Source organism: Mesorhizobium sp. L103C105A0 (genome assembly GCF_000502215.1).
In the GTDB taxonomy this organism is placed as follows: Bacteria; Pseudomonadota; Alphaproteobacteria; order Rhizobiales; family Rhizobiaceae; genus Mesorhizobium.
In genome coordinates this window covers 129,125-147,911 of record NZ_AYXF01000010.1, presented here as the reverse complement: position 1 = coordinate 147,911, position 18,787 = coordinate 129,125, and the positions used below count along the sequence as shown (strand labels likewise).

Below are 18,787 nucleotides of genomic sequence, written 5' to 3'. Positions count from 1 at the left end.
CGGCCGTCGTCAAACACAACGCCGCGCGTCCAACGGACACGCGGCGCTTTTATTGTTTGACATGATCGATCAGTTCTTGAGCACGCCGCCGACCGCTACGCCGGTGCCGAAGATCAGCGCCTTGGTCAGGAAATCATTATTGTCCCGCGGCGGCGGCTCATCCTCGCGCACGACCTCTCGGTTGCGCCTTTTCTGCACGAACTGCTGTTGTCGGCGCGGCTTCTGGGCGTACTGCTTCTTGCGTGGCTTTTCCGCCACCGGCTTCAGCGTGCGGGCCTTCTGCACCACCTGTTTCTTCTGCTTGTCCACTCCGGCCTGGTCGGCCTCGTGCTTGGCACGAACGGCCTCCATCATCGGGTCCGTCTGGATAACCAGGAACGCCAGTTGCTCGCGCGTCAGGAAGGTGGTCGGAGGCAGCCCGTTCCCCTCTTGCCAGTCGCCGATCGCTTGCCGGGTCTTGGCGCCAATATTGCCCTCGACGCGGCCAAGCTCGTTGCCCAGCGCCTCGACGCGCAATTGCAGGTCGATGCGGCCCTGGCGATCGAGACCGATCGCGTTCTCCGTCGCCTCGGTGCCCAGCACCTTCTTCATGTCGTCCGAAATGCCGACCGAGGTGCGCACGGCAGAACCCGAGTTCGCTTCGTCGGCATCGAGCGCTGCCACCTGCCGTTCCTGGGCTTTCGGATCGTTCAGCGCATCGATGTTGAGCCGCGCCACCGTGGCGAAGCGGCCATTCGGGAACTGTTCGAGATAGGCTTCGTAGAATGGCGCGGTGTTGCGCTTCGAGGCCTCGTCCCAAAGCCGCTGCTCGACTTCCCACGAAGGCGGTTCGCTGGTGACGAGAGCAGGAGCGGGCGCTGCCACGGCGTTCGCGTCATCGGCGGCCGGTTTTACCATCGGTGCGGCTTCGGCGGCCGGTTTGCCAAGGAAGACCTCGCGGCCCAGCGATGCGTTGTGCCATGGCCGCTGGCGGCCTTGCGTGGTCTCGGCCACTTCGCCGCGCACCCGCGTCAGCGCGCTCTGGATCTCGACGCCGGGTTCGGTCAGGTGCCTGGCGAGCGCGGTCGAGTAGGGGCTGTCGACGCCGTTGCCGTCAAAGGCGATGGCGCCCGGGTCGGTGGCATAGGCAATCAGGATGCCGCCGGTGCCGACGCCCTCTGATTTAGGGTCGATCGGCGCCAGGCCGGTGCCCAGCGCGGTGGAGCGGGTCTTCGGCATCGAGGCCGCCAGTGTCCGTGCCAGCGGATTGTCGCGGCAGGCATCGAGGATGATGACGCCGACCGCCGGGTCGGGCGGCAGTGCGGCCATGAAGTCGTCGATCTGGACGGTGCGGGTCTTGAGATAGGCAGGTGACGTCAGTTCGGCGTCGACCGGGATCAAAAAGTTCTTGCCGTCGACTTGCATGCCGTGGCCGGCATAGAAGATGACGGCGAGGTCGGCATCGTAGGACTGCTCGGTGAATTTGCTGATCAGGCTGTGCATGCCGGCATTGTCCTGGTCGACGCCCTCGATCACCTCGAAGCCCGCATTGCGCAGCGTCGATGCGATGAGATGCGCGTCATTGGCCGGATTGGGCAATTCGACGGCATGGACGTATTTGCTGTTGCCGATGACCAGCGCGACGCGTTTGACGCCACCGGCATCCGGCGCCGCCGCCTGGACGGTGCCAAGCGCGGTCAGCATTAACAGAAAAAATCCGCTCAAAAGGACGGCAAACGCTTTCATGGGATCGGCCCTCCGCCCCAATGGGGCGCGTTATTGATGGCTGCGCATGCTAGATTTCACCAGCGACTGTATCGCTTCTGCCAAAATGGCTCTTGGGCGTATGTGATCCCAGCCACAGTTTTGGTTCACAAGGACCCAAAAACCTTCCCAAATATCCGCAAACATACCATTCGCCGGCCTCAGAACCAATCGGCTTGGCGAAAGCCGGGGCGAACTGCCAGCTCTAGCCCGGCTCAAGAGTATTTTGGATCGAGCCGACCAGTGCCGTTATCGCCTGCTTGTATTTTTCGAACTCCGGCGATGTCTGGCGGACTTCCGTCGTCGTCGGCTGGCCCGCATCGGTGGTGGCGGGCGTCGGCAATTTGCGGCCCATCTTCCGTTCCGCCCAGTCGACGACGTAGCTGGCGGTCTTGCCGGTAAGAAATGGGTTGGCTTGGATAACGGACGATCCGAGCACGGCGCTCAACTGCGCCGATCCCGGCGACGCCAGCACCTGATGTGCGCCTTCCATGCCGAGGAAATGGCAGAGATAGAGCCGGCCGGCGGTAATCTGATGGCCGCGCGCCTTGAGATAGGCTTCGCCCTCGCGCGCCAGATTGCGCACCATCTCACGCGAGATGGTGGCGTCGTAGCGCAAAGCGAGCAGGTCTGCGGTCGACAGCGATCGCGCGAGTTCGGGACGATAGGTGTTCATCATCCGGATCCAGGTCTTGGATATGAACTGGCCGGCGCCTGTCGCCGAAGACAGCGGGTTCTTGGCCCGCGCGCTACCGCCCGATTCGACGTGGACGATACGGTCGGTCAGCGTTTCGACGGCGGGATCGCTGGAAGTGACGGCGATTGCAGCGGTCACTGTTCCGAGCGGATCGATCGCCTGACCGCTCTGGTAGAGTTCGAAATGCAAATGTGGCCCGGTCGACAGGCCGGTGGTGCCGATATAGCCGATGATGTCGCCGGCCTTCACCTTGGTGCCGACACCGCTGGCAATGGCGAATTTCGACATATGCGCGTAGCGCGTCTCGCGGCCGCCGCCATGGGCGATCTTGACCACATTGCCGTAGCCGCCGCCGTCGCCCTGGAAGATGATCTCGCCGTCGAAGGCTGCGGCGATCGGCGTCCCCACGGGTGCTGCCCAGTCGATGCCCTTGTGGATGCGAACAACGCCCAGGATCGGATGCTTGCGCGGCCCGAAGGTCGACGTCATGACACCGTTGACCGGCGTCACCATGCCGTTGGCCACCGTCAGCGAGCGCACCTGGTCATCGCCCGAGACGCAGGAAAACTGGCCGTCGCTCTGCTGGAAAACGAAACAATCCAAGCTCTTTTGCGTGCCTTGGATACCGACATAGAGCACCCGTCCGTCGGTCTCGTTCTTGCCGCGCGGCGTCTGCGAATAGATCAGCACAAGACGCTGGTCCTCGCTGGCGAAAGCATCCAGATCCTGTCCCCGCGACAGATACATGATGGCTTCGCCAATGATGCCGCTCGGCACATTGTTGCGGGCCGCCGTCGAATAGATCGCGTCGAGCAGGCGGTATTGCCGTTTCTGCGTGCCTTCGGTCTCGGCGCCCGAATAATTGAACAGGTCCTCGCGCACCCACGGGTCGACGCCCGACACGAAGGCACCGGCCGCGTTGCGTGTCAGCGTGCCGACAAAGACGTTCCTGGCGTAGATCGAGACCTGCATCAGCGACATCGTCGTGGTCTCGCGCGTCGGCCTGAAGCCGCGCATCGCCACGACATAGCCAGGCTGCAGGCCGTCCTTGTCGAACAGCGCCTTCAGCCCCTCGCCGGCAAGCTTTGCGTCGTCGGCGGAAAAATGCGCATCGAGGGCCACGCTGTCCAGGCTGCGGTCGTTGAGGATTTTCACGAAAATGTCCTGGGTCGCCTCGAAGCGCTGATATTCCGAGCTGACGCTGGCAATGCTGGTGTTGTTTTCGACCGCTGTCTTCTGAAAGGCGGGGAGTGCTGCTTCGCCCTCATCGATCGTCTCGCCCCAGCCGGCCTCGGGGTCATCGGCTGCCGCCGAGGCACCGGGAGCGGCCTGCGGATCAGGAACTGGGCCGGAGGCCGCCGGAGCCCCGTCCGCGCCGGGCGATGGCTTCAGATCGTTCTGCAGGTCATTCTGCGGATCGCCGGGTTCGGCGGGTGGCGCGACCGCGGTCTTCCGCTGCGCCTGAAAGAAGGCGAAATCCTCTTGCGTCGAGGGGATCGTCGTCATGAATTTTTCGCTGGCGCTCAGCATCACGTCGGAGAGAACCATGATCTGAGGGGAGATGCCGGCCTGGTCGAGCTCCGCCGGGCGCGGCATCCCGCGGCTCTTGGCAGCGCCCGCCTCCGGCGCCAGTGTGATCCACATCGGGTCGCCGGCAAGGTCGATGATGGCCGGCACGTAGACCGATGCGTCGGCCGGCACGTCGTCCGAGCCTTCGACGGCGTGCAGTTCCTCGTCCTCGTCGCCAAACGACCAGTAGTCGGCGGTGAAATAAAAGCCGGTGGCAATCGCGGCAAGGGCGATTGTCGCCAGGCCAGCCGCCAGCCCGAGCCAGATCCTGCGCCTGCGCAGCGCGGCGCGCGCCTGCTTCTTTGCTCTGAAGCTGGTGTCGATGCTGTGCGTCACGGCGCGCTTCCGGTCAGGAAGAAGGTCCAGCGCACCTGTTCCTGCGTGTCGACTTCGAGAAACTTCGCCGCGATATGGCCGCGCTGCCAGCATTCATCGATGCCACGGATCGAGAACCGCCGCCGCTCGATGCACATGTCGGTGGAGCCTGCCAGGATGGCGTGGCCGAAGACATCCGTCGCGTAGATGTAGATGTAGCGGTTGGTCAGCTCCTCGCGAATGACGTTGACGCATTGATTGGCGCCGATGGTCCACCAGCCATCGGTCTGGTCGGCATCGTCGACCTTCTGGCCGACGGCAAGATTGACGACGTCGAGCGTCTGGTTGCAGACGGTGAATTCGGCGCGCGCCTGCCCGGTGGAAAGAAGCGCCAGCAACAGCGTCGCGACCGCGCTCGCGGCGAGCTTCACCCGCACGTTCCGGGCAAGCAGGACGGGATCACGGCGACGGCGTTGCATCGGCGTCGGTGCTACCCGCCGAGGCGGAAATATTTGGCGGTCGCCGAAAATGCCGAACTCCTGGCGCCGATCTCGTCGAGTATCCTGGGCAACAGCACCGAGGCCGGCGTCGGCGTTGTGAAGTCCGCCGCCTTAATGTCCTGCGGCCCGGTGATCACCATGATGATCTGCGGCAACGCCTTGCCAGCCGCCTTGTCGGCGGCGCCGAGCCCGATCGGGATCGAGAAGGTCGCCTTGTCGGCTTGTACGACAACATGGTCGTCGAGGTTGAAGGCGATGCCCCTGTGGTCGATCAGGAACACGCTCGACACCAGCCCGCCATGCGTCACCAGCGTGCCGTCGATCGGCGAGCCGTCCGGCACCGATGTCTGGTCGAGGACAAGCTGCGGCCTGTCGGCCGTGCTCGCGCCCATGAAACGCAGGAAGCCGGTGATCCCGCATTGCGGGGGCTGGATAAGGCGGACGCTGATATCCGGCTCGACATGGAACTTCGCCTGGAATTCCCCAAGCAACTGTTCGAAGGGTGGCACCGACGTGCCGAAGCCCTCGATCGCGACACCCTTGTCGGCGGCCGACGTCACCGTCGCAAAAAAACAATCACCACCATTGAAGGCGCGTACCCAGGTGACCCGCTCCGCGGCCGCATCGGCCGGTGGCGGCACCTCCGGCTTGGGCACGTTCATGGCAATGTCGGGCTCTGCCGGCTTGTCGGCCTGCTCACCGCTGGCGATATCGGGCTGGCTCGGCTTAGGCTCCGCGGTCGGTTCAGGCGCCCGCGCCTTGGGCTCGGGCGCTTGAGCGGTGGGTTCCGGCGTCGGTGCTGTGGGTTTGGGGGCCTCGGCCGTCGGTTCAGGTGTTTGCGTGGCTGGCGCTGTCGCCTTGGGCTCTACCGGCGGACTGACAAGCTCCGGGTTCTTCGCGGCACCGGGCTGCGACGGGCCGGATGGCGGTTGCAGCGCAACGGTCTTGTCGGTTGGTTCGGCCGGCTGCGGGGCCGTAGCGCTCGACGCGACTGGCGGCGTCGGCTGCGGCTCGACCGGCGCTTTGGCCTGATCTTCAGCCGGAGTCTCCGCTGGTTGCGGCTTTGGCACCATCTTCTCGACCGGCGCAGTGTCCGGAACGGGCTTGTCAGCGACGGTCGGCTTTGTCAGTCCGGGTTGGAGCGGCTTGCCGGTGTCGGTGACGCGAGGCCGGTCTCCGAATCCCACGATACCCGATGCATAGAGCCCTCCCAGCGATACCACGGCCACCGCCGACAGCACCGCGATCGTCAGATTTCTGCCTGTAGTAGCACGCTTCGGCGGTGTGCTTGCTCGCTTGGGAGTTTCAGCAGCCGGTTTCGGCTGCGACAGGTGCGCCGGGCGCACGTGCGGCACGAAAGACGGCTCCGCCGTGCCGCTTGGCGGGGCCGAACCGAAGCCTTGGGCCGGCGAGTCCCCGACCTTCGAGACAGGCCCTGCGGTCTGCCCGGTTCGCGGCAGACCGGGCCGGGGCGCGAGCGATGCCGGCGGCAAGGTCGCGTCGCTGTCGTCGCGCGTCAACCGGGCGATTTCGGCCATGCTGGCCGGTCGATCATCCGGGTCAGGCCGCAGCATCGCTTCGACAATGTCCCTGAAATCGGCATCGATGCCGGAGAGATCAGGCACGGTCCGCCGTTTTTCGACGATCTCGTATTGCGAGCCGCCCATGTCGATCGGCTTGCCGCGCAGCGCCGCCGCCAACACCAGCCCCAGGCTGTAGATGTCGGACTGTTCGCTGACCTCGCCGCCATAGAGCCCGAGCTGCTCGGGGGAGACGTAATTGTATTTTCCGGCGAACTTGCCGCCGATCAGCGTCTCGCCGCCGACCGCCGCCGATCGCGCAATGCCGAAATCGATGATTTTTGCCCGCTCGACCCGACCTCCCGGCAGGATGATGTTGTCGGGCGAAAGATCGCGGTGGATGGCGCCGGCCTGGTGCACGGCGCTGAGGCCCGAGGCCAGCCGGTGGCACAATTTGCGCACATCCGGCGTTGCCATCGCACCGCCGCGCATGACGTCGTACAGCGACTGGCCGTCGACGAATTCCATCGCCAGATAGGGCCGCCCGATGCCGGGATCGATGGTGAAGACGTGGTAGCGTACGACCGCGTCATGCGACAGATGGTTGAGGATCGAGGCTTCCTTGCGAAACAGCGACAGGATCGTCTGGTCGCGGGCGAATTCCGGCAGCACGATCTTGATCGCGACATGATCGCCGGTCTGGATGTTGTGGCCGCGATAGACCTCGCCCATGCCGCCCGACGCGATGCGTTCGTCGAGCTCGTAGATGCCGCTGAGCTGCGTGCCGACGCTGGTATCCGCCATGTTGGGCAATAGCCGGGTCTTGTCGTCGGAGCTCATCGGTCTTGGCCTCCTGCACGGGACAGGCCATTGCCTTTGTCTCTGATCTTGACCAGCACGATGGTGACGTTGTCGGTGCCGCCGCGCTCGAGCACCATGGTAAGCAGCTTTTCGCAGGCAGCCTGCGGCGCTGCCGAGAGCACTGCTGCCGCAATTTCCGCGTCGCTGACATGCGCCGTCAGCCCGTCCGTGCTGAGGATGAAGATGTCGCCGGCAAGGGTCTCTCCCTGCTGGAAGTCGATGGCGATTTCGTCGTTGACGCCGATGGCGCGGGTGATGACGTTGCGGCGCGGCCAGTTCTCCGCTTCGGCCGCGCTGATCGCGCCGCTGTCGAGCAGTTCCTGGACCTCGGTGTGGTCGCGCGAAATCTGCGAGATCGCGGCGTTGCGCACGAGATAGACGCGGCTGTCGCCCGACCACAGGCAGGCGAACCTGCCGTCCATGGCCAGCAGTGCGGCAACGGTGGAGCCGATGGTCACGCCGCGTGAGCGCGAAATCCGGCGGATCTCGGCATGCGCCCGGTTCAGCCGATCCTCAAAGCGGGCGCGCAGATCCGGCGCCGAACTGGCGATGCCGATCGTCGCCAGATGCTCGACAATGCTTGCCGAAGCGACTTCTCCGGCCTCGTGCCCGCCCATGCCGTCGGCCACCACCCAGAGGCCGATCTGCGGCTCGACCAGAAAGCTGTCCTCATTGTGGTCGCGCACGCAGCCCTTGTGGCTCACGCCGTAGCTCTCAAAGGCGGCATCGTTCACTTGCCTACGCTCCGCAACGCCTTGGCTGACGTGCCTGGCCAGTCTGCCACAGCCCCATTCATTAGAGAATCGAAATCTAAGCCGCTGATGACGGACGGTGTGGTGCCGCAGCTGTCTCTGCGTCCTGCAATCGCCGGTCCTGCCATGCAATTCCCCATCAGAAAGCCTTCGGACAGCTGAACGCGGAGAGCGCCGGCAGCGTGAACGGATTGCCGTCCTCCCCGGTCTTGATCGTGTAGGCGACATCCCGTCCGCCGATGACGAAATGCGCTTCGAGACTGTCGCCATTGGCGGTGACCTGCCCCTTGTCCAGCAATCGTTTCAAAGCCCAGGGACCGTCGAACTTGATTGCGGACTCGCGCCCGGGCAGCTCCGGCGTCAGGCTGAGACTGGCCGAACCGGTCTTGCCCGGCCACGGAATCAGGCCCGGCGTGTTGCCGGCCTGGGTGGCCTGCAGCACCTGGCCGTCGATATTGAGCAGCGCCATGTCGGCATCGCCATGCAGCGACAGCGGCGTGAAGGTGATGTTGATCGACGGCACCGGCCCGCCGAGCGGAAAGAAAGCCGCGCGGATTTGTGCCGCGAGCTGAAAGTTCTTCAGCGTCGATTTCGCCAGATTGCGGCCGAACCTGGTGTCCTGTTTCCAGTCCCAGTCCTGGCCGCTCATGTCGACCAGCGACGCCAGGTTCTGCGCGAAGAACCGGTCAAGAACCCCGCCCGGAGAAAACAATCTCGCAAAATCCGCCATGGCGACATCGTCGGTGCCGGCGGGGGCAAATGGAAAGCGCCCGGCAATCACCTCTTCGCACGGACGGCCGACGGTCTCCTCCAGCATTTCGTTGAGATGCGTGGTCGATGTTTCGGCGACGGTGCCCTCGAAATCGTCCGCCGCCGCGCTCACCATCCTGGCCAGCGCCTTCGGCAGCCGCGAAGCATTGGCGCGCAACGTCGAGATCTGCAGCTGCAGATTGGCGTTGGCCTGGTCCGTCTGGGCGGGGACATCGGCGGCCAGCCGCATGCTCTGATAGATTTCGCGGAAATTCTGGGTCAGGGCGTCGAGCGGCCGCTGCCCCGGCGCCCCGGCCACCAAAGCCTGGAAAGACCGGAACTGGGCTTCGATGCTGGCGCCGGGATCCTGGTTCTGGGTGCTGACAAAGGCGGTCCCGGCCCTGCTCTGCGATTTGCGCGCCGCAAGCTCGATGCCGATGCGGGCGAGGCCCTTGGCGCGCGCGGCGATTTCCTGGTCGCTGTCTTGAGACGGCGCAGCCGGATTGCGCTCTTGCGTCAACGCTGTTTCGCGCGCGATCGCCTCGAACAGCTGCATCAGCGGCGAACTCGGTGATCCCGCGGCGGACAGCGCCAGATATTGCGGTTTGTCGGCGGCCATTGCCTTGAACTTCAACCTGTCGAGCACCTCGTTCCACGCCGCCGCAAAGCCCTTGCCATAGCGATCGAGCAGCTCCGGGCCGAGCTTGAGCAATTCCTGGTCGAAACCGCCTTGCTCGCCGCTCGAGCCGATCACCCATTGATCGTCGACCAGCGCCTGCGCGCTCCTGGCAAGTTGCGCCAGATAGAAGTCGAAGCCGGCATGGGTGTAGAGACCGGGGACGCGAAGGCCGGCGAGATCGTTTCCGTCATTGCGCTCGAACAGCATCGGCGCCTCCGCGCCGGCTTGCGATGACACCGAAAAATCGTCCAGCGCCGCCGCATAGGTGGCCGACTGGATGAGCGCGGTGGCGCGATCGGCAAGGCTCATGCGGCCGAGCGAGCGCTGGGCGGATTCGACCAGCGCGCGGTTGAGTTCGAACGAGGGATCCTGGTCGTTGTCGAGCGCCAGCATGGCGCGCAAATGCTTCTCCAATTGCGCCCGGCCGTCGCGATTGTGGGCGCCGGGATAGCGGTTCTGTTCCCAGTCCCGTTTCAGCCAGGTGACGACCAGTTCGTCATCCACTTTCGGCGCATTGCCGCCTAGCATCAGGTAAATCTTCAGCGGCTCGTACAGCGCCATCGGATCGGCCATCCTGGCCTCGATCGTGCGTTCGAGCTGGAACAGCAGGCGCGAGCGGAACATGCGCTCCAGCCCTTGCCGGTAGGCAGTCTCGGAAGCCGAAAGGATACGCTCACGCTGGCTGAGGCCGAACGTCGCCGTGGCCGGGGTGGGCTGGTCTCTCGTATCGTAGCCGGCCGGCAGGCCGCGCAGCGCATCGAGCGCGCCGATGACGGTTTCGAGGTCGGCATCCAACACCGTCGTGCTGGCCAGCAGCGGCGCGGCTGTCGCGCGGTATTGGCCTGCCGCCTGGCCGGTCGCGGCGACCAGCGATTTGTTGGTCGTAAAGCTCAGGCCGAGAACGCCAAGCGCGGCGATCGCTATGGCCGCGATCGCTGTCAGGCCGGCGTAGCGGGCGATCGCAACGCGCCTGTCGGCCGCCCTGTCATAGGACACCCAGCCGGACTCGGCGAAAATGACGCGGCTCAACAGATCGTGCAGGAAGAAGCTTTTGCCGGTGCCGGAAAGATGCGCCTGGGCATTCCTGCCGAAACTGCGGCCTATGCTGCCCAGCAACTGGTCGATCGGCGTGCCTTCCTGCGTGCCGGAAGAAAAATACAGGCCGCGCAGGGGGGCGTTCAGCTGCTTGCGCGTCGGCTCGAAAACGCCCTCGAGGAAATTCACGATCCGGCCTTTCAGCGCACCGAGCTGCGCGGCGAAGCCGAAAATGGCGATGCGCGCGACCGGATCGGTCTCCGCCTGCAGCCGCTCGCTCATCTCTTCGGTCAGGCGCTTCACCAGCGCGTCGAATTCGGCTGGCGCTTCTGCGACCATGTTCAGGCCGCGCTCGGCGGTCTGGAAGGTCGCGCCCCACACCTTGCGTCGGCGTGCTTCGTCGAAACCGCCGAAATATTCCATGAATCCGGAGACCAGGTCGGCCTTGGTGAACAGCACGTAGACGGGAAAGCGGACCTTCAGGACCTCGTGGATTTCCTGCAGGCGGCTGCGGATCTCGGCGACACGGGCCGCTTGCTCTCCGTCCGCCATCAGATCGGCAAGGCTGATCGCCAGGATGACGCCATTGATCGGCTGACGCGTCCGGTGCCGCTTGAGCAGCGACAGGAACGCCAGCCAGCTTTTGCTGTCGGTCCGTGCATGGGAATCCTGCGTCGTGTAGCGCCCGGCCGTGTCGATCAGCACCGCCTCGTCGGTGAACCACCAGTCGCAATTGCGCGTACCGCCGACACCCGCCACCGGCTGCGCCTGGCCCGACCCGGCAAGCGGAAAGTTCAGGCCGGAATTGACCAGCGCGGTGGTCTTGCCGGCGCCCGGCGGGCCGATGACGATGTACCAGGGGACGTCGTAGAGGAAGTTGCGCTTGCCGCTCGACTGCCTGAGCGTCGCGACTGCTTCGTTCATGCGAGCTTCCAGCACCTTTGCATCGCTGCCGTCATCCTCGGCGCTGGCCATGGCGGCCTCCAGCGCCTTCTGCGCCTTGCGCCTGCGCCAGAACCGGATTGCATAGATGATCGCCACCGTTCCGACGACGATGCCGATGATCGCTGCCCGCAGCCAGATGGGATCCAACGGCCGGGCGCCGGCAAAGCGGATTAACGGGCCGGCGTACCAGACCGCGGCGGCAAAGCCGGCGAGCGCGAGCGCGCTGAAGATGCGCAGCAGCCAGCCGGTCACAGCATCTCCTCCCGCGGGATCATTACATCGACACGGCGGTTTTTGGCGCGGCCGTCCGGCGTTGCATTGTCGGCGATGGGCTCGTCCTCGCCCTTGCCCTCGACCTTTGTCCGCGACGGATCGCTGAAATGCGCTGCGATCATCTTTTCCACTGACTGGGCACGTGCGACGGAGAGGTCGAAATTCGATTTGAAGGCGCTGGTCTTCTTCGGTTTGACGTTGTCGGTGTGGCCGACGATCCGGATCGGCCCGCGCTCCGCGTCGAGAGCCGCCGCGATGCTGGCGGCCACCGGCTCGAACTCCGGCTTGACCTCGGCTCGTCCCGACTGGAACAGCAGGGCGTTGCTGATTTCCACGATGATGAAATCACCCTTGGTGCCGACGCTGACGCCGCCGCCTTCGATCTCCTTGGCCAAGGCAGTGCGGATGCGATCGACCTGCGCAATCGTCGTTGGCGCTGCGACGACTTTCACCTCCTCGGTCAGCGGCACGAAACCGGTGCGCTCGATGGTGACCGGCGTCGCCGGATTGAGCGCCAGCAACTCGCCGGCAACAGCCTCGCCATCATTGGTGATGAGGACCCGCAGCGTGAAAAAGGCTGCGGTCAAAGCCGCCGCGCTTGCAGCGGCTATGGCCCAGAGCGGAACCCGCCTGGAGCCTTGCGCTGATGTGACCGACAAGCCTTGCCAGCGCGGCGAGATGTCGTCGTCACCGGGGACGCGGAAATAGGCTGATGTCTCGTAGACGTCGCGGCGGACCCGTTCGAGGCTCTCGCGCGGCTGGCCGCGATACTGGCCTTCGAAGCCAAGCGACAGGCAGGCATGCATCAGCTCGATGAGATTGCGGTGAGGTTCCGGCGTCGCCAGCACCGTGTTCAGCGCCTGGAAGAAACCTGCGCCGGTGGGTTTGAGCTGGAAGAAGCGCTGCAGCATGGCGTGCTGCGCCCACGCATCCCGGCTGGAACCGGGCAGATTGGCGATGATATCGTCGGCGGTTTCGCAAAGCACATAGCTGGCGATGCGCGCATCCTCTTCCGAGGTATCGGTCCTGACGATCTTGCGGTCGAAATCCTCGATCAGGCCGGCGACATGCTGCGCCAGCGGCTCGGCCGGTCTTTCGACGGCCACCAGCCGCAGATGCCCAACCAGCATCAGCAAGGGCGCCGCGGCAGCGACGATCGGGTTGGCCGCGCCATAGTCGACGCCATCGCTGGCACCGAGCAGCGCATCCAGCGGCGTTTTCCCAGCCGTCCCGGCTGAACCGTGAACGGACCGATCGGCCGGCGCCTCAGTGAAGGGGGTACCCTGACAGATCACCGTCCCCGTGACGTCGGACGGCGGCTGGCGGCCGGCGTTGGGATCGAAAACCGTGGGTTCCGGGACGCTGGCAGGGGCGATCACCGTACTGCCGGGGGCCGGCGCATCGCGGGCGAGAACCGTCTTTTGCTTGCGGCCGGGATTGGGGCGGCTGGGGCGGATGACGGTTTTGCCGGTCGGATCGAAAGGATCATCCTTCGAGCTCATCGCCGATCCCTGCCTCTACGCCCGCGCGCCGCGACGCACAGCGCCATGTCCGCGCAAACGCGGACCGCAGGACGCTATCTCGCCGTGACATGACATGTGCCGCAGACCCCCGAGGTCGACCAACCGTACCCGCGTGCTCAATCGTCGTATGTGATCGTAGTCTCAGAAGGTTGCGATGGAAACCCGGCGCAATTTTGGTGGCCGGCCCGTGCTCGGGTCGCCTTCACGGTGTCTTCAGCGGTGCGCGGGCTTAGCCCTTGCCGGTCTTCTGTTTGGCGGCCTTGGCATAGGCTTCACTGAAATAGGTGAGGAATATGTCCAGCATGCCGTTCTCGTGCGCTTCCTCCTTGGCCCGCCAGGTCGCGACCAGCGCGTCCCAGGCGCGCGTTTTCTTCGAGGCAAAGGAGGATGGCGGCAGTTTTTTCGCAATCGCCTCGGGCGACAGATCGTCAAGCAACCGCGACAGCGCTGCCTGCATGGCGGCGAAGGTGGCGAATTCATGTGTTTTGAGGTCGTGGAAAGCGTCTTCGATGCTGTGCCTGGCATCGAGATAGCCGGCCCTGCGCCGCGCGAACATGATGTCGAGGATTTCGTCTGTCCCGGGCACGAACTTTAGCGGATTGTTGTCGGCGGAATTGATCATGGTCCGGTCGCTGGTCTTGGCCAGGACTTTTGCAGCGGCGCGCGCCTTCAACAGCAGCACCAGCTCGTCGACGAGGATGCGCAGCACCGCGCCGATCTCGCCGGCTACCTCCTGCGGTTGGCGCAGCAAAAGCACCTCTGGCGGAATGCCGGCGCCGGCGGCAATCGCGCGCAGGATCTCGTCGGCTTGCTGCGGCCGGCTGGAGACCGAAGCGGGTGGCGCGGTCGGTGACCGTGGCGATGCGACATGGTCTGGAAAGGATCCGGCAACGGGCATCTGCCGTTGCGTCGAACCATGGCCACCGAAGGCTGGGTTCCCGTCATCGATCGACACCGAGACGATATAGCGGCCGATCCGGAGCCGGTCACCTTGCGCCAACCGATGCGGGCCGGTCAGGCGCTGGCTCGACCCGTTGACGAATGTGCCGTTGCGCGAGACGTCGTGGAGAAAAAAGGCGCCGCCTTCGTAGCGGATTTCGCAATGTCGGCCGGAGATGAACTTGTCCGGATCGGGCAAGGTCCAGGCGCAGTTCTCCCGCCCGATCTCGAAGCCGCGGTCGCGCGATGCGTAGCCGGGCGGCAGCCCGGCAGGCAGGACATCGACATTGCTGATCTGCAGACTGATGAACATGCGCTATGGACCGTCGACCGCTGCCGTTTCCATTGATCCGATGTGCCACAGTCTAGCAGCTTGCGGGCACAGCGGGAGAGCGGCGTTTCACACTGGCGAAAGCGGCGCAAACAGCAACGGCCTGCCGCTTGTCCTCTTTGGTCTGCCATTGAACATGTGGTAGGCTCAACATGGCTTGGGTGGCAAGTTGCGAAATATCCCTGAACGTGAGGTCGTTAACACAAGAAGGGCTTCGAACCTGCCACACTAGCGCTCAGGAGGGGCACGACCCATGCCGAGTGAACAACGCGCCGCGCTTGTGCAGACGCCGGTCGGCGCCGAGCTGTTGACCTTTACGCATCTCGTCGGCCGCGACGAGATCAGCCGCTGCCTTGCCTACACCGTTGGATTTGTCTCGACCAATGCCGATATCGACCCGCTGAAGATGCTGGGCGGCGCCGTTTCGATCGAGGGCGAGGCCGATCCCAAACGCTGGTTCAGCGGCCTTATCGCCGAGTTTCGCCTTACCCGCATCGAAGATCGGCTGGCTCACTACGAGGCGGTCGTCAGGCCGTGGCTGTGGTTCCTCGGCAATACCACCGACTGCCGCATTTTCCAGGACAAGACCGCCGTCGAGATCGTGGAGGAGATTTTCTCTAAATATGGCGGCATCGCCAAGTTCGAAAAGCGCTTGCAAGGCTCCTATCCGCCGCGCGAATATTGCGTGCAATATGACGAGAGCGACCTCGATTTCGTGCAGCGGCTGCTCGAGCACGAAGGCATAATGTACTTCTTCGAGCATGCCGAGGGTGAGCACACACTGATCCTGGCCGACGCCATGAGCAAGCTGAAGCCAGCGCCGGGCTATGAGACGGTGCTCTATCAGTTCGAAGGGCAGGGCTCGCGCCGCGACGTCGAGTACATCACCGACTGGATTCCAGGCAGCGCGGTGCGCCCCGGCGCCTATGCCCACACCGATTATGACTTCGAAAAACCCGCCGCCGACCTGATGGCGAAGTCGGCGCAGCCCTTCGGCCACAAGCAGGCCGCGGGCGAGAACTATCGCCACCCCGGCGCGCATCTGGAAGTCGGGCGCGGCGACAGCCTGGCGGCGATCAGGCGCGAAGAAATCCAGGCGCCGCATATGCGCATTGCCGCTGTCGGCACCGTGCGCGGCCTGTTCTCCGGCTGCACCTTCAAGCTCGACGGCTTTCCGCGCGACGACCAGAACAAGGAGTATCTGGTGATCAGCGCCGAGTACCGGCTGTTCGATCCGGGCTATCGCGCCGGCGTCGACACCGATGGCGAGAATTTCAAGGTGGTGCTCGGTGTGGCGCCGACCTCAGTTGCTTATCGGCCGCCGCGCATCACGCCAAGGCCGATCATGCGCGGGCCGCAGACGGCGACCGTGGTCGGTCCGTCCGGCGAGGAGATCTTCACCGACAAATATGCCAGGGTGAAGGTGCAGTTCCACTGGGACCGCCTCGGCAAGAAGGACCAGAAGAGCTCCTGCTTCGTGCGGGTGTCGCAGACCTGGGCCGGCAGCGGCTGGGGCTTCATCCAGATCCCGCGCATCGGCCAGGAAGTGATCGTCGATTTCATCGAAGGCAATCCGGACCTGCCGATCATCACCGGCCGCGTCTACAACGCCTCGCAGATGCCGCCCTACGGACTGCCTGGCAACGCCACGCAGTCCGGCTGGAAGTCGAACTCGTCCAAGGGCGGTGGCGGCTACAACGAGCTGATGTTCGAGGACAAGGCCGGCTCCGAACTGGTCAACTTCCAGGCGCAGAAGGACCACCACCTTCTGATCAAGCACGACCGCAACAAGACGGTGCAGCACGACCAGTCCGACCGCATCGACCACGACGCCAAGCACTCCGTCGGCCACAACCTCGACGAGGACGTCGGCAACAACAAGACGGTCAAGGTCGGCGTCGACCAGACCACCGATATCGGGTCGAACGACACCGAGACGGTGGGCAAGAACCGCTCACTGACGGTGGGGGTCGATGAGACGATCAACATCGGCTCGAACTCGACCGAGACGATCGGCGCCAACCACACCCAGACCGTCGCGATCGTGCAGACGGTGACCGTCGGCGCGGCGCGGGTCGATTCGGTTGGAGCATCCGAGACCCGGACCGTGGGCGGTCCGCAGGCGAACACGATCGGTGCGACGCGGTCGGTCACTGTGGGCGCGGCGCAGAGCCACACCATCGGTGCGGACGACAGTTGGCAGGTTTCGGCCGGCCAGAGCGTTCAGATCGGTGCCGATCAGAGTTTCAAGATCGGCGGTGCACAGGCTACGGACGTAGGCAAGGACCGCAGCACCAAGATTGCTGAAGGCGATTCCACCGAAGTCGGCGGCGACCGGGCTCTCAAGATCGCTAAGGGCAGCGCTGTCGAAATCGGTGAAGACGGCGCAATGAAGATCGGCAAGAGCCTGCTGATCGAGGCGGGCGACTCCATAATGATCAAGTGCGGTTCCGCGGGAATTGCTTTGAAGAAGGACGGGACGATCACGATCGAAGGAAAAGACATAACCGTCGTAGCTTCGGGTGAGATTGGCGTCAAAGCTTCGAAAGACATTACCATGAAGGGCAGCAAGATCAACCAGAACTAGGACTCGCTCGCTATGACTAGGACCATTGGGAAGACCAAAACCATTGAGAAGATCGAAGGGGTGGTGATCGGTGTTTTCCTGGGCTTCGGCGAGGAAGCACCGTTGGTGGTTTTCCCCGGCAACCCGAAGCAAACTGCGATTCCGGCCCGTAGTTTGACGGAACTCAACTCATCGATGATCGGAGTTGAGGTGGCATTGCTGTTTCAGGAGGGCGATCCGGGACGGCCGCTTATCGTCGGCCGGATCGTCGAGCCAGCGCGCAAGGTTGCGCCGGCACAGGTCATTCGCGATGGCGAGAGTGTGAAAATCGTCGGCGACGAGCGGATTGAACTGCGCTGTGGCAAGGCGACGATCATCATGGAAAAGGACGGCCATATCACGATACGTGGCACCTATCTGACCAGTCATGCCAGCGCCGTAAACCGTATCCGCGGCGGATCCGTGAATCTCAATTGATGCCGGTGCCTGTCCTCCCGGAAATCGTCCGTCAGCACGCCGAGATGGCGGCATTCCTGTGGACGGTGTATGACTATCACCTGCTTCATCCAGATGAGAACCCTGACATGGACGAGGTGCGTCTCGCGCGCCTCGTTGCAAGGATCGAGGCACATTTGGACGGCTTGAGGGTGGCCGGGCCCGAGGGGCTGGCGATCGCCACAAAAGCTTACGAGGCCTTTCCGGAAGCTGGCGAACTCTTTGTCCTGCGTATGCTCTCTGTTCCCGATCCGCCGCGGATTGCAGCACTCGACCTTGAAAAGGTGCGCGGCTACTTGGCGGCTGGACGGCGGTAGTTGCAGGCCTTTGAGGCTTTTCTCTCCCGGCAGGTTTCACAATAACCTGCGAGACATATCGATTATGCCGGCATGAAGGCCCTTGTTGTATCCGAACTCGAACCCGACCCACGTCGACCCGTCGAACAAGAAGACTTCCTTCCAACCAACCACAACCAGGAATTCGCTTGATGCCTGCATCGCATAGCCGTAGCCCAACTCTTTGAGCGGAGCGAGCTTCAACCGCTTCTGGACATAGAGGCCGTACTCATCGTCGCCCCAGTAGCGCTTGCCCTTGAACTCGCAAATCGAGAAGAAGTCCCGTTCAGGCGCTTCGATGGCCGCGAGGTCGTCTTCGAAGTACTGGAAACAATAACCGTCCTCGCAACCTATGTTTACAACCCCATCCTCGGCGACTTGAAGCGCATTAATAGAGCGGTTGAAATTCAGAGGAATTCTCTTCCAACCATTGCCGGCAAGGCGAAGCAATGTGCCGTCGTCTCCCGCCACATGAACCGGACCGTTTCGCGGGCCATGCATGGCCCGCAGGAACGATTTGGCGATCGGCTTGATTGTTCGCCACGCATGGCCTTCGGCCACGCACACGGTTCCATGTTCGCCATACAAATAAACTGCGCCGCCCTCCTGATGGTAGAGCTTGTTGAAGAACTGGTCGGGGGTCCCACTGGTCGCATGCGCAGTGCCGTGGAGGAAATGGGTCGTGCCGCCGATTTCCAATGCTACATGGTCGATTGGAGTAGGGCTGACATGCGCGAGGATAAGGTTTGGAACTTCAAGCAGTGTCTCGTAGCGAAGTGTCTTTCCGTCGAACAGAACTTTCAGCAGGTATGAATGCCCGATTTCGTCGTTTTCATCACTTAGCTGAACCGATACACTGAAATATCTCCCCTCAAGATGAAACGCGCTCATTACCTCTACGTCGATCTGATCTGGTTCGAGATTGGCGAAGGGAGTTTTCAAGGCCATTGCAAAAAGCG

At 63.7% G+C, this 18,787-nt stretch carries 12 protein-coding genes; 3 read left to right on the top strand and 9 right to left on the bottom strand.

All coding sequences use genetic code 11. The features are described 5' to 3' along the window. Positions 1–69: 69 nt before the first annotated feature. The 8 genes from X727_RS141815 to tagH all read right to left on the bottom strand — a co-directional run bounded on the left by X727_RS141815 (position 70) and on the right by tagH (position 14,414). Positions 70–1,683, bottom strand: a complete 1,614-nt coding sequence (locus X727_RS141815) for a caspase family protein (RefSeq protein WP_245274196.1) — start codon at positions 1,681–1,683, stop codon at positions 70–72. 265 nt (positions 1,684–1,948) lie between these two features. Beyond that, complete coding sequence (locus X727_RS141820) at positions 1,949–4,345, bottom strand: M23 family metallopeptidase (protein ID WP_023834873.1); 2,397 nt, start codon at positions 4,343–4,345, stop codon at positions 1,949–1,951. Beyond that, entirely contained in the window at positions 4,342–4,803 is a 462-nt protein-coding gene (locus X727_RS141825; RefSeq protein ID WP_023667922.1) for a DUF1036 domain-containing protein, read from the bottom strand. Before X727_RS141825 ends, X727_RS141820 begins: the two co-directional genes overlap by 4 nt. Positions 4,804–4,814: 11 nt before the next feature. Then, positions 4,815–7,184 carry a serine/threonine-protein kinase gene (locus X727_RS141830; protein WP_023834872.1) on the bottom strand — a complete coding sequence of 790 codons (2,370 nt, stop codon included), beginning with the start codon at positions 7,182–7,184 and terminating at the stop codon, positions 4,815–4,817. Further along, a complete protein-coding gene (locus tag X727_RS141835; protein WP_023834871.1) occupies positions 7,181–7,939 on the bottom strand; it encodes a protein phosphatase 2C domain-containing protein in 759 nt (252 codons plus the stop codon). Before X727_RS141835 ends, X727_RS141830 begins: the two co-directional genes overlap by 4 nt. Positions 7,940–8,096: 157 nt before the next feature. Next, positions 8,097–11,618 (bottom strand): type VI secretion system membrane subunit TssM, encoded by a 3,522-nt coding sequence (gene tssM / locus X727_RS141840; protein WP_023834870.1) that lies wholly within the window; start codon positions 11,616–11,618, stop codon positions 8,097–8,099. Further along, positions 11,615–13,141: a type VI secretion system protein TssL, long form gene (gene tssL, locus X727_RS141845; protein ID WP_023834869.1), complete on the bottom strand. Its 1,527-nt coding sequence runs from the start codon at positions 13,139–13,141 to the stop codon at positions 11,615–11,617. Before tssL ends, tssM begins: the two co-directional genes overlap by 4 nt. 250 nt (positions 13,142–13,391) lie before the next feature. Next, positions 13,392–14,414 (bottom strand): type VI secretion system-associated FHA domain protein TagH, encoded by a 1,023-nt coding sequence (gene tagH, locus X727_RS141850; RefSeq protein WP_023695279.1) that lies wholly within the window; start codon positions 14,412–14,414, stop codon positions 13,392–13,394. 271 nt (positions 14,415–14,685) lie between these two features. Here tagH and tssI point away from each other — a divergent pair, with 271 nt between their 5' ends. Genes tssI through X727_RS141865 form a run of 3 tightly spaced genes read left to right on the top strand, consistent with a single transcriptional unit; the run spans position 14,686 to position 17,810 of the window. Beyond that, positions 14,686–17,019 carry a type VI secretion system tip protein TssI/VgrG gene (gene tssI / locus X727_RS141855; RefSeq protein ID WP_023834868.1) on the top strand — a complete coding sequence of 778 codons (2,334 nt, stop codon included), beginning with the start codon at positions 14,686–14,688 and terminating at the stop codon, positions 17,017–17,019. Between the two features lie 12 nt (positions 17,020–17,031). After that, positions 17,032–17,475 (top strand): DUF6484 domain-containing protein, encoded by a 444-nt coding sequence (locus X727_RS141860; protein WP_023834867.1) that lies wholly within the window; start codon positions 17,032–17,034, stop codon positions 17,473–17,475. Then, on the top strand, positions 17,475–17,810 hold the full coding sequence (locus tag X727_RS141865) for a hypothetical protein (protein ID WP_023804384.1): 336 nt from the start codon (positions 17,475–17,477) through the stop codon (positions 17,808–17,810). The genes X727_RS141860 and X727_RS141865 overlap by 1 nt, the downstream gene beginning before the upstream one ends. A gap of 36 nt (positions 17,811–17,846) precedes the next feature. Here X727_RS141865 and X727_RS141870 read toward each other — a convergent pair whose 3' ends face one another. After that, positions 17,847–18,776 (bottom strand): hypothetical protein, encoded by a 930-nt coding sequence (locus X727_RS141870; protein ID WP_023834866.1) that lies wholly within the window; start codon positions 18,774–18,776, stop codon positions 17,847–17,849. Between the last annotated feature and the right edge of the window lie 11 nt (positions 18,777–18,787).